13 protein-coding genes are annotated in these 11,876 nt (G+C 68.8%); 11 read left to right on the forward strand and 2 right to left on the reverse strand.

Features of this window, described 5'->3' with window-relative positions; translation table 11 throughout:
• Nucleotides 1-14: 14 nt before the first annotated feature.
• A complete protein-coding gene (locus tag KOI35_RS15155; RefSeq protein ID WP_215787809.1) occupies nt 15-410 on the reverse strand; it encodes a Het-E N-terminal domain-containing protein in 396 nt (131 codons plus the stop codon).
• 192 nt (nt 411-602) lie between these two features.
• Between KOI35_RS15155 and KOI35_RS15160 the strand changes: the two genes are divergently transcribed.
• The 6 genes from KOI35_RS15160 (at nt 603) to KOI35_RS15185 (ending at nt 3,803) form a co-directional block, all read left to right on the forward strand.
• The gene (locus tag KOI35_RS15160; RefSeq protein ID WP_215787811.1) at nt 603-1,130 is read left to right on the forward strand and encodes a cysteine hydrolase family protein; all 528 of its coding nucleotides are present in this window, start codon (nt 603-605) and stop codon (nt 1,128-1,130) included.
• A 22-nt stretch (nt 1,131-1,152) separates the two neighbouring features.
• Complete coding sequence (locus KOI35_RS15165) at nt 1,153-1,398, forward strand: hypothetical protein (RefSeq protein ID WP_215787813.1); 246 nt, start codon at nt 1,153-1,155, stop codon at nt 1,396-1,398.
• A gap of 402 nt (nt 1,399-1,800) precedes the next feature.
• Complete coding sequence (locus KOI35_RS15170) at nt 1,801-2,550, forward strand: mechanosensitive ion channel family protein (protein WP_215787815.1); 750 nt, start codon at nt 1,801-1,803, stop codon at nt 2,548-2,550.
• Between the two features lie 30 nt (nt 2,551-2,580).
• The gene (locus tag KOI35_RS15175; protein WP_215787817.1) at nt 2,581-2,958 is read left to right on the forward strand and encodes a YccF domain-containing protein; all 378 of its coding nucleotides are present in this window, start codon (nt 2,581-2,583) and stop codon (nt 2,956-2,958) included.
• A gap of 88 nt (nt 2,959-3,046) precedes the next feature.
• Nucleotides 3,047-3,580, forward strand: a complete 534-nt coding sequence (locus tag KOI35_RS15180; RefSeq protein ID WP_215787819.1) for a dihydrofolate reductase family protein — start codon at nt 3,047-3,049, stop codon at nt 3,578-3,580.
• A 25-nt stretch (nt 3,581-3,605) separates the two neighbouring features.
• Nucleotides 3,606-3,803: a hypothetical protein gene (locus KOI35_RS15185; protein ID WP_215787820.1), complete on the forward strand. Its 198-nt coding sequence runs from the start codon at nt 3,606-3,608 to the stop codon at nt 3,801-3,803.
• A 21-nt stretch (nt 3,804-3,824) separates the two neighbouring features.
• Here KOI35_RS15185 and KOI35_RS15190 read toward each other — a convergent pair whose 3' ends face one another.
• Entirely contained in the window at nt 3,825-4,991 is a 1,167-nt protein-coding gene (locus tag KOI35_RS15190) for an ROK family protein (protein WP_215787824.1), read from the reverse strand.
• 46 nt (nt 4,992-5,037) lie between these two features.
• Here KOI35_RS15190 and KOI35_RS15195 point away from each other — a divergent pair, with 46 nt between their 5' ends.
• From KOI35_RS15195 to KOI35_RS15215, 5 genes are all read left to right on the forward strand, one after another.
• The gene (locus tag KOI35_RS15195; RefSeq protein WP_308120997.1) at nt 5,038-5,865 is read left to right on the forward strand and encodes a LacI family DNA-binding transcriptional regulator; all 828 of its coding nucleotides are present in this window, start codon (nt 5,038-5,040) and stop codon (nt 5,863-5,865) included.
• A 340-nt stretch (nt 5,866-6,205) separates the two neighbouring features.
• Entirely contained in the window at nt 6,206-7,510 is a 1,305-nt protein-coding gene (locus KOI35_RS15200) for an ABC transporter substrate-binding protein (protein ID WP_215787828.1), read from the forward strand.
• Complete coding sequence (locus KOI35_RS15205) at nt 7,507-8,430, forward strand: carbohydrate ABC transporter permease (RefSeq protein WP_215787830.1); 924 nt, start codon at nt 7,507-7,509, stop codon at nt 8,428-8,430. Before KOI35_RS15200 ends, KOI35_RS15205 begins: the two co-directional genes overlap by 4 nt.
• Nucleotides 8,427-9,302 (forward strand): carbohydrate ABC transporter permease, encoded by an 876-nt coding sequence (locus tag KOI35_RS15210; RefSeq protein ID WP_215787832.1) that lies wholly within the window; start codon nt 8,427-8,429, stop codon nt 9,300-9,302. The genes KOI35_RS15205 and KOI35_RS15210 overlap by 4 nt, the downstream gene beginning before the upstream one ends.
• 46 nt (nt 9,303-9,348) lie before the next feature.
• Entirely contained in the window at nt 9,349-11,868 is a 2,520-nt protein-coding gene (locus tag KOI35_RS15215) for a glycoside hydrolase family 2 protein (protein WP_215787835.1), read from the forward strand.
• Nucleotides 11,869-11,876 lie beyond the last annotated feature (8 nt).

Here is an 11,876-nt window from a genome sequence, read left to right on the forward strand (position 1 = left end):
GGCAGTCGTCGCCTCTAGTCGGCTGCCGGGGCGGTCGGGGGGAGGTGCGTGCGCTGGTCGAACGAGACCGGCCCGGTGAACTCGCCGATGGCGCCGTGGTTGGTGTCGACCGAGATGGTCATGCCGGCCGAGGTCGCCGTTCCGGTGGCGGTCAGGAGCTCGCGCGCCGCCACCAGGATCTGTTCGTCGCCGGCGGCCCCGGAGTCGCTGAGGTCGGGTCCGATCCGGGCCCGCCACGTCCCGGGTTCGACCTCGTCGGCTTCGAGTTCGCGGCGGGCCTCGTCGCGTCCGGCGAAGCGGCGGCGGATGAGTGCCTTGAGCAGCTCGTAGGCGTCCTTCACGGCCTCGGTCGCGGTGCCGGAGACCCCGGCCGTGGCGCCCGCGGCCAGCGCGGTCACGATCGTGGTCATCTCGTCCACCGGCGTGTTACCTCCAGTGACCCGCCCGCCTGGATTCGGCGACGCCTCCCTCCACATTAGGGGCACGCGGTGGCCGCCGGTGCCCGCGGGCGTGCCGAATACGCAGTTTTCACCCGGGCGGGGCGAGGCACCCGACGTAAGTCATCATGTGATTACTTAGCTCGCGGCGTACTGGAGGACTGGATGAGCAAGGCACTTCTCATCATGGACGTGCAGGAGGCGGTCGTCGCCCGCTATCCGGATCCCGGATATCTGCCGCGGCTGGCCGGGGTGATCGCGCGGGCGCGGGCGGCGGGGACGACGGTCATCTACGTCACGGTCGGTTTCCGGGACGGGGCGCCCGAGGTGAGCGCGAACAACAAGATGTTCGGGCGTCTCGTGGGCGCGCCGGGGCGGCCCAACCCGATCCACTCCGGCGTGGCCCCGGCCGAGGGGGACATCGTGGTCGTCAAGCGGCGGGTCAGCGCGTTTGCCGGGAGCGACCTGGATGTTGTGCTGCGGGCCCGGGGCGTACGGGAAATGGTGCTGACCGGAATCTCGACGAGCGGGGTGGTGCTGTCGACGCTGCGCGAGGCGGCGGACCGGGATTTCGACCTGACCGTGCTGGCCGACGGGTGTCTCGACAACGATCCCGAGGTGCATCGCGTGCTGGTCGGGAAGGTGTTCCCGATGCAGGCCACGGTCGTCTCGTCGGACGATTTCACCGGGTGACAGGGGTCGCTACCCTGCCGCTGTGGAGACGATGATCGAAGTAGCGCCGTGGGTGTTCATGGGCGGGTTCGTGCTCATCTTTGTCGGAATCCTGCTGGTGGGGCGGGTCAAGAGGCGGAACGGCAAGGGGGTTCGGCGCCGGAACGACGACGGCGACGGCGGCTCCTCGGGCGCGAACGACTCGACCCCGGGCGACTGGGGCGGGGAAAGGTCGTACAGCGACGGCGGCTCGTCCGACGGCGGCGGTGGGGGTGGCGGCGGCGACTGAGCGGGCCGGTCGGGGGAGCGGGGCCGGTCGGGGGAGCGGGCGACGACGCCGGCATGGCGGATTCGGCGGCTCTGCGACCGCCGCACGCCGGCGCCGTCGCGGCGCGGGAAGCCGGGCGGCGTCCGGCGGGGACGACGTCGGCCGGCCGGGCCGTCGGAGCGGCCCGGATCGACCGGAATTCGAGTCCGATCGATGTCGTCAGTATTGGTCCGCGCGCGGAGTCGTGTCAACAACTTCCGGAAGGCCGCGATACTTCCTGTGCGGTGCTGAGCTGTTCGCGCGCTTTGAAACCGGCGAGCGGGCGTGCCGTCGTACGGGAAACCGGTCTTGAATTTGCCGGAAGTTTCAGACGCCGGGAGTGGGGCCCGGGCCGTCGGCGAGGGTCGATAGGATCGCGTCACCATGTTCGGAGTGCCGCTGCTGGAGCAGCATGTTCGACCCGACTTCCGTAAGACGGTCGTCTACGGGCTGATCGCGCTGGCCGCGTTGATCGTGGGCAGCCAGGTCGGCAACGTCGACTCGAACGAAGTGCGGGACAAGCTGATCGCGTACGGGTGCGCGGTCGTGGTCGCCGTGGGCGGGATTCTCGCCAGTCGCACGGCGGCGCGCGAGGTGCACCGGATCACGCAGGCGCGCGCGGGGGAGTCCGCCGCGACCCCGCTGCGGCTGGTCGTGCAGCTCGGCGGCTACCTGATCGCGCTGTTCGCGGTGACCGACCTGCTTGGCATCGGGCTGCAGCACCTGCTGGTCGGCGGCGCTGTCACCGGTGTCATCCTCGGTCTGGCCGCGCAGCCGGTGCTGAGCAACCTGTTCGCCGGGTTCGTGCTGCTGTTCGCCCGGCCCTACATTCCGGGTCAGCAGGTGCGCGTGCTGTCCGGCGCGATCGGCGGGCCGCACTACGGCACGATCATCTCGGCCGGGCTGCTCTACACGGTGCTCGACACCGACGAGGGTCCGCTCAACATCCCGAACTCGGCCCTGCTCGCCTCGGCGGTCGGCCCGTCCGACGGCGAACCGGTCAACCTGCCGCCGGGCCCGCCGCCACCACCCGCGGCCGACGACAGCGCCACCGACCCCGGCGTCGACGCGGGCGCGCTGGCCGGCGCGGTCGCGGTCGACGAGGCGAGCCGCAAGCACGACGACGACGCCTGACCGCTGGCACGCCTCATGCATGCTTGATCCGTGCGACTCATCCTCAACATCCTCTGGTTCATTTTCGGCAGCGGCTTCCTGCTCGCGATCGGATACGGGGTGGCCGCCCTCATCTGCTTCGTCCTGATCGTGACGATCCCGTTCGGCATCGCGTCGCTGCGGCTGGCCGTGTACTCGTTGTGGCCCTTCGGCCGTACGGTCGTCAGCCGGCCCGGCGCGGGCGTGGCGTCCGGCCTCGGCAACATCATCTGGGTCGTCGTGGCGGGCTGGTGGTTGGCCCTGACCCACATCGTGGCCGGGGTCGCCCAATGCGTGACGATCATCGGCATCCCGTTCGGCATCGCCAACTTCAAGCTGGTGCCGGTGGCGTTCTGGCCGCTCGGGCGGGACATCGTCGAGCTCGACTAGCTGTTCTTCGGCAGGCGGCCGGTTCGTCCGGCTGCCTGCCGCCACGGGTACACCGATGAGTTCTGTCGCGTCGCCTGGTCCTAGGGGCATGCGCAATGTGGTGCTCTACAGCCTGATGTCCCTCGACGGGGTCGGGGAAAGCCCGGACAAGTTCGTCTTCGAGTTCGACGACGTGATGCTGGCCAACCTGGCCACGGTCATCGGCCGGCAGGACGCGGTCGTGCTCGGCCGCACCATGTACGACGAATGGTCGACCTACTGGCCGACGGGCGACGACCAGCCGTTCGCCGATTTCATCAACAGCGTTTCCAAGTACGTGTTCACGTCCACGCCCCTGACCACACCGTGGGCTTCGTCGACCGCTTTCGGGTCGCTCGACTTCGTGCGGGAACTGAAGTCACAGCCGGGCGGCGACATCGGGGTGCACGGCAGCCTCCGCTTGTCGCAGGCGCTGCTGGCGGCGGGCCTGATCGACCGGATCAGCCTGGTCGTCTACCCGGCCGTGGCCGGCGGTGGTCGCAAACTGTTCGACGCGGACAAGGAACTGCACAAGTTGCGGTTGCTCTCGTCCCGGTCGACGCCGTCCGGCGGGCTGTTGCTCGACTACGAGGTGCTGAACTGACCGCGGCGCGCGGGATAGTGAGCGAATGAACATGTACGTCGTCCTGGAGGAGACCAGCGACGGTGCCTGGCGGTTCGTGGGCGAGGTGGCCCGCCGGCCCGGGCTTCCCGCCCGGCGGGGTCGTGCGCAGGCGGTGCACGATCTGCTGGGCGCGGCGCCGGCCGAGGGGCGGCGGTACGCGGTGATCCCCCGGAGCGAGTGGCGGGTCGGCCTCGACTGGTGAGCGTCCGCTTGGCGTGGCTTGTCAGCGGGATGGGGACTGGGTGTGGCCGGGGGCGATCGACGCTTGGACGACCAGGGCGGCGGCGCCGATCGCGGCGGCGTCGCGGGGCTGGGCCGACAGCTCGACGGTGACCTCGTGCCGGTGGCGCGCGTGCGCGGTTTCGGACAGGTGCGCGCGCAACCGGCGCGCATAGATCGACCCCGCCACGGCCATACCTGGGCCGGTGAGCACAAGGCGGCCCAGGTCGAGCAGGTTCACCATCGAGGTCACGGCCACCGCGAGATATCCGGCGGCCGCGTCGACCAGGGCGAACGCCTCAGGATCGCCGTTCACGGCCGCTCGCGCCACGGCGTCGTACGCGCTGAACAAGGGGTCGTCGAGGCGCAGGCGGGCGGCCAGACCGGGATGGGCGCGCGCGGCCTCGACCGTGGCGGCGATGGACGCGTACCGCTCGACGCAACCGCGGTTGCCGCAGGGGCAGGGCCGTCCGTCGTACGCGATCGACAGGTGACCCAGCTCGCCCGCGTCGAAGCTGGCGCCGCGGAACAGCGCGCCCGAGAAGACCAGGCCGGCGCCGATGCCCGTGGACAGATAGACGCTGCCGAACGACTGGTCGCGCGAGACCCGCCTGGTCCAGAACTCGCCCAGCGCCGCGGCGGCGCCGTCGTTCTCGACCAGCACGGGGATGCCGAGGCGCTCGGCCAGCACCACGCCCCGGTCGGCCGGGACGCGGGCGGCCGGGGCGACGATCGCCAGGCCCTCGATGCGGTCGCGGGGCAGGTCGAGCCCGGCCGTGAAATCCTCGAACCGCGCCCGCAGCACGTCCTCCAACCCGGCGTGCCGCAGGTCGTCGCCCAGCGGGACGACCTCGCGGCCGACCACGCCGCCGGTCAGGTCGATCGCCACGCATGTCACGGTCTCGGGTCCCAGCTGGAACCCGATCCCGAACCGGTTGGCCGGGTTGATCGCCAGCAGCTTGCGCGGGGCGCCGCGCACCGAGTCGGCCGAGCCGGTCTCGTGGATGACCCCGTCGGTGATCAGGTCGCGCACGATGCCCGAGATCGACGGCTGGGTCAGGCCGGTGACCTCGGCCAGCTCGACCCGGCTGATCGCGGTGGCCGACCGGACCACGTCCACGACGAGGGCACGGCTGCCGGGCCCGGCCGCGGGCGCTTCTCGACGTGCCATGCGGTGCAGTCCTTGTCTCGTGTGGTTCAGGCGTTACCGTACCCGGGTGACACAGCGTCAGCGGCGGGTCGGTCTCGTTCTCGCGCGGGCCTCCCGGGTGCTGGGCGAGGAACCGTACTATCACGAGTTTCTCGAGGGGCTCGAGCGTGTGCTCACCCCGGCCGGTGTGTCGGTGCTCGTGCAGGTGGTCACCGACCGCGAGGCCGAGGCCGCGGTCTACGAACGCTGGGCCGCCGAGGGCCGGGTCGACGGTGTCGTGCTCGTCGATCTCGCGCCGGACGACACCCGGGTCGAGCTGGTCGGCCGGCTCGGTCTGCCCGCGGTCGTGCTGGGCGCGCCGTCGACCGCGTCCGGGCTCCCGACGGTGTGGACCGACGACGCCGGATTCGCGCAGGAAGCTGTTCGTTTCCTGGCCGACCGCGGGCACGAGACGATCGGGCATGTGAGCGGTCCGCTCACTTTCGCCCATACCCAGCTGCGGCAGGCGGGGGCCGAGACCGAGGCTTCCGTACGCGGTGTGGCCCTGCTCCGAGCCGAGGGCGATTACTCGTACGAGTCGGGGCGCGCCGCCGCGGCCACGCTCCTGCCGCAGGGGCCGACCGCCATCATGTGCGACAACGACCTGATGGCGCTGGCCGTGCTCGACGAGTTGCGCGATCGTGGCCTGTCCGTGCCGGGCGACGTGTCGGTGGTGGCCTGGGACGACTCGGCGCTGTGTCAGCTCGCGACGCCGCCGCTGTCCGCGATGAGCCACGACGTGGGCCGGATCGGCGAGCTGGCCGGCGGAGCACTGCTCGACGCGATGGCCGGCAAGCCGCCCGCGGTGTACGAGGCGCCGGCCGCTCACTTGGTCGCCCGCGCGACAACCAACTGATCGGTCGTGCGCGCCGCAAGGAGCTGGCCGGTCGTGCGCGTCGCGAGGAGCTGACTGCGCTTCCGCGCCGCGACGAGCTGACTGGGCTTCCGCGCCGCGCGACGAGCTGGCCGGTCGCTCTTTCCGCTCCTTCGGGATGTGAGTGCTCACTTACGACTTGAGAGTGAGTACTCACATCGCCGGCTGACCGGGGATGGGGGTGCTGACTCTGGTCCTCGGCCACACTTAAATTATTAATCTAAGGTTGACAGGGTCGCAACGGGGATCGCATGCTTTGCCCTCAACGGGCCGGGGCGGCATTTGCTGACCTCGATGCGAACTCGAGTGGACGGGCATCGGCATGATCGATAGAAGAGGCTTCCTGGGGCTGGGCATGGTGACCACGCTCGCCCTTCTGGCCGGGTGCACCGGCGGCGCGGGCGGGGACTCGGAGGGCGACTCCGGCGGGTCGGTCACCGGCGAGATCACGGTGCTCACCAACCGCACCGACCTGGCCGAGAGCGCGCTCCCGGCGTACGGGAAGAAATTTGAAGCGAAGTTTCCCGGCACGAAGGTGAGCTTCGAGGCGGTCACGAACTATGAGGGTGACGTCACGACGCAGCTCAGCTCGGGCGACTACGGCGACGTGCTGCTGATTCCGAACACCGTCGCGGTCGATCAGCTGGGGCAGTTCTTCGAGCCGCTCGGCGCGGTCGGCGAGCTCAAGGCGAAGTACCGGTTCGTCGACGAGAAGGCGTTCGACGGGCAGGTCTACGGACTGTCGCTCGGCGGTGTCGCCAACGGGCTGGTCGTGAACAAGCGGATCTGGCAGCAGGCCGGCATCACCGCGCCGCCGAAGACCACGGACGAGTTCCTGGCCGGGCTGGCCGCCGTGAAGAAGACCGGCGCGGTGCCGTTCTACACGAACTACAAGGACGGCTGGCCGCTCAGTTTCTTCAACAGCCAGCGCGCGATCGTGGGCGATCCGAGCATCAACGACAAGTTCCCGGCCGATCCGGCGCCGTGGCAACCGGGCAAAATCATGTCCGTCACGGACGGTCTGCTGTTCGACATCGTGCACCGCGGGTTGAGCGAGAAGGACCCGCTCACCACGAACTGGGAAGGCTCCAAGCCGATGATCGCCACCGGCAAGGTGGCCACCATGCTGCTCGGTTCGTGGGCCGTGCCGCAGATGAAGGACGCGGCCAAGGCGGCCGGCGCCAACCCGGACGACATCGCGTTCTGGCCGTTCCCCTACCAGACCGGCGGCAAGTTCCATGCGCGCATCGAGGGCGACTACAAAGCCGCAGTTTCGCGCAGTTCGGACAACAAAGCGACGGCGCGCGCATGGCTTGACTGGTTCGTGAACGAGTCCGGCTTCGCGAACGATCAGGAGGCGATCCCGCCCGCGCTCGGCCAGCCGTTGCCCGCATCGCTCAAAGCGTTCCAGGACACCGGGGTCGAGCTCGTCGAACTGCCCGCCGCGACCACCAACGCGGGCAAGGAGGACGAGATCATCAAGGAGTCCGAGATCGACCTCACCGGCAATATCTACCGCCAGAAACTGGTCGACATCGCGCGCGGGGCGGCCAAGGGGGACAAGGAGTCGTACTTCGCCTCGCTCAACAAGCGGTGGGGCGAGGCCCAGGCCCGGGTCATGCGATGACCGTGCTGCTCGAGCGGCCGCCGTCGCCGGCCAAACCGGTGCCCGCGCCGCGCCGGCGCCGCCGGATCCCCGCCCACTGGTGGTACCTGGCCCCGGCCCTCGCGCTGCTCATCACGTTCACCTATGTGCCGGTCGGGAACATGGTCTGGTACAGCTTCCACAAATGGGACGGCCTGGACGTCACCATGGACCCGGTCGGCTGGGACAACTACGTCCGGGTGTTCACCGACGAGCGCTACTGGCGCGTTTTCCTGGTCAGCCTCTACTACTTCGTGGCGTCGTTCGCGCAGATCGCGATCGCCCTGTATTTCGCGGTCGTCCTGTCGTTCAGCACCAGGTTCCGCAATCTGTTCAAGGGCATCCTGTTCTTCCCCTATCTGCTCAACGGCGTCGCCGTCGGGTTCGTCTTCCTCTACCTGTTCCAGCCGGGCGGCACGCTCGACACGGTTCTCGGCCATCTGGGACTCGGCGACCACACGCGACTGTGGCTCGGCGATCCCGACGTCGCCAATCTGTCGCTGGCCGGCACATCGGTGTGGCGATTCACCGGGCTGAGTTTCGTGCTCTTCCTGGGTGCCATTCAATCGATTCCGGGCGAGATCTACGAGGCGGCCGATCTGGACGGCGCCAACCGGTGGCATCAGTTCCGCTACATCATCGCGCCCGGTATCCGCCGGATCATCAGCCTGAGCTTCATCCTGGCCATCTCGGGCAGCCTGGCCGTCTTCGAGATCCCGTTCATCATGACCGGCGGCGCGAACGGGACCCGGACGTTCGTCATCCAGGCCTACGAGACGGCATTCCAGTTCCGGCAGATCGGGCTCGCCTCGGCCATGGCCGTCGTCCTGCTGCTTCTGGTCCTGCTGGTCACGTGGGTGCAGCGCCGCCTTCTGCCCGACGACGAGGTGAGCTTGTCATGAGCGTTCGCACAGTCGATCCCGTCGCCCCGCGCTTCGCGCGTCGTCGCCCCCTCAGCGGTATAGCGGCATCGGGCAAATACCTATCCCTCGTCATCGCGTCGGCGGTCGTGCTCGTTCCGCTCGTGGTGGTGTTGTTCGCGGCGTTCAAGACGCACGGCGAATACAGCACGACCGGACCGTTGACGCCGCCGCGGGACTGGCTGAACTTCGAAAATTTCGCCACCGCGTGGTCGAAGGGGCACATGCTCCGCGGCTTCTGGAACACCACCGTCATCCTGGTGATCTCGCTCGTCGGCACGGTATTCGTCGGCACCCTGGCCGCGTACGCGATCAGCCGTTTCTCGTTCGCGTTGAAACGCCTCGTGCTCGGCCTGTTCCTGGTCGCCGCGCTCGTGCCCGGAGTGACGACTCAGGTGGCGACCTATCAGATCGTCAAATCGATGGGACTGGTGAACACGCCGTGGTCGGCCGTCGTGCTCTTCCTCGGCACCGACATCGTCTCGATCTACATCTTCATCCAGTTCATGTCGTCGATTCCGCGCAGTCTCGACGAGGCCGCGGTCATCGATGGCGCCAACCGGTTCACCGTCTATCGCCGCATCATCCTGCCGCTCATGCGGCCGGCGATCGCGACCGTGGTCATCATCAAGGGGATCGCGATCTACAACGAGTTCTACATCCCGTTCCTCTATCTGCGCTCACCCGATCTGAACGTCATCTCGACCGCGCTGTTCCGGTTCAAGGGGCCCTACGGCGCGCAGTGGGAGACGATCGCCGCCTGCACGATGATCGTCATCCTGCCCACGGTCGTGATCTTCCTGTTGTTGCAGCGCTTCATCTACAACGGCGTCACCGCCGGAGCCACCAAGTGAGCGCCGGTGTTCGCGTCGCTCACCTTGTTCACGCGGGAGTTGTCACATGAGCAGAATCGAGCAGTCGCTGTCCGGTCCGTGGACAGTTTCCGGGCCGCCGGGCGACTTGCCGGCCACCGTGCCCGGATGTGTGCACACCGATCTGCTCGCGGCGGGCAAGATAGTCGACCCGTTCCTGGGCGAGAACGAGAAGGCCGTCGACTGGGTCGGCCGGACCGACTGGGTCTACTCACGCGACATCGCCTGGGACGGCCCGCGCCCTGACCGTGTCGAGCTGGTCTTCGACGGGCTCGACACGGTGGCCGACATCGAGCTCGGCGGCGTCGTGATCGGCTCGACCCGCAACATGCACCGCGGCTACCGCTTCGACGTGAGCGCCCTGGTCGGCGCCGAACCCCAGCCCCTGCGCGTACGTTTCACGTCCGCTTACACCGAGGCGTCGCGTTTGCAGGCGCAGCTCGGGCCACGGCCGAACGCCTACCCGGAACCGTTCAACTTCGTGCGCAAGATGGCGTGCAGCTTCGGCTGGGACTGGGGGCCGACCCTGGTCACCGCCGGAATCTGGCGCGACGTGCGGCTCGAGGGCTGGAGCACGGCGCGGCTGAGCGAGGTCAAACCCTTGCTCACGTACACCGATGGCCGTGGCCGCGTCGACCTGTCCGTCACGGTCGAACGTGCACGACCGTGCAATCTCCGGCTGCGTGTTCGGCTGGACGATCGTGTGCTTTTCGACGGGCCGTACGCGGAAACGCTCACTTTCGACGTTGACGATGCCGAGGCGTGGAACCCGCGCGGCTACGGGCCGGCCACATTGCACAACCTGAGCGTTTCATTGCTCGATGACGGCGCTTCCGACGGTGGTGCCCTCGAACCGGTCGAGCTCGATCGCTGGGAACGGCGGACCGGCTTCCGCAGTGTCCACATCGATCAGACCGGCGGGCAGTTCGTCTTCCACGTCAACGGCGAAGCCGTGTTCGTGAAGGGCGTCAACTGGATCCCCGACGACATCTTCCCGTCCCGGATGACCCGCGAACGGTACGCGCTGCGGCTCGGCCAAGCGGCCGCGGCGGGCGTCAACCTGATCCGGGTCTGGGGCGGTGGCCTCTACGAGAGCCGCGACTTCTACGAGGTCTGCGACGAACTCGGCCTGATGGTGTGGCAGGACTTCCTGTTCGCCTGCGCCTGCTATCCCGAGGAGGAGCCGCTCTTCTCCGAGGTCGTCGCCGAAGCGCGCGAGAACGTCGTCCGCCTGACACCGTATCCGAGCCTGGTCGCGTGGAACGGCAACAACGAGAACCTCTGGCTGTACGGCGCGGACGACTGGGCCTCCCGTCCCGGCGGTGACCGCAGCTGGGGCGAGACGTACTACCTGAAGACGCTGCCCGACATCGTCTCGGAGGTGGACCCGACCCGCCCCTACATGGCGGGCAGCCCGTGGTCGGGTTCGTGGGAGCACGAACCCAACGACGTCGACCACGGCACCTTCCACTCGTGGGATGTGTGGAACCGCGAGGACTACCTCCACTACCGCGACTCGGCTCCACGTTTCGTCGCCGAGTTCGGCTGGCAGGCGCCCCCGGCCTGGCGCACGCTGCGCTCGTCGGTGACGGACGAGCCCATGCGCCCCGACTCACCGGGCGTCCTGCATCACCAGAAGGCGATCGACGGCAACGGCAAACTCGCCCGCGGCCTGGCCGCCCACTTCCCTGAAACGCGCACCGTCGCTCACTCCGAACCGGCTGTGGCCGCGCAACCAGCGTCCGGGCAGCCCGAAACGCGACTGGTCGAGAGCGGCGATGGGTCGACGGCCGCTGGGTCTCGCAGCACGGAGGCGTGGCACTTTTTGACGCAGCTGAACCAGGTGCGTGCGGTGCGGACGGGAATCGCTCATTGGCGCTCACACTGGCCGCACACGGCCGGGGTGATCCTGTGGCAGCTGAACGATCTGTGGCCGGTCATCTCGTGGGCGGCGATCGACGGGGCCGGGCGTTACAAGCCGCTCTGGTTCGAGATGCGGTCGCTCTTTGCCGCGCGTTCGCTCACCATCCAGCCGCGCGACGGCGGACTGTCCGTGGCACTCATGAACGACCACGCGGAACCGTGGGCGGAGGTGCTCACCGTTGAGCGTCTGGACCGCGATGGCACGGTACTGGGCAGTTTCGAAGTGTCCGTGGAGGTGGCGGCGCGATCGAATTCGCTCATTCCGGTGCCCGGCGAACTGACGGCGGACGGCGCGAACCCCTCGGACGTGCTGGTCGCGCGGGCTGCCGGCGTGCGGGAAACGTGGTTCTTCGAGGATTTTCACCTCGACGCCCCGGGACTGACCGTGGACGTGCGGGTCGTCGCCGACGGGCTCGATGTGACCGTGCGGGCCGCCGGGCTCGCTCGAGACGTGCTGCTGCAGCCCGATCGCATCCACCCCGACGCGACTGTCGACCAGGGCTTTGTGACCCTGCTCCCCGGCGAGAGCACCACCTTCCGCGTACGTGGTGCGGCTGCGCTCGACCCCGCCCTCGTGCACGCGCCATGGGTGTTGACCGACCTCGCCACCGTCCTGAAGGAATGAGCGCCGGC

Origin of the sequence: Paractinoplanes bogorensis (assembly GCF_018829635.1) — a bacterium.
Taxonomy (GTDB): Bacteria; Actinomycetota; Actinomycetes; order Mycobacteriales; family Micromonosporaceae; genus Actinoplanes; species Actinoplanes bogorensis.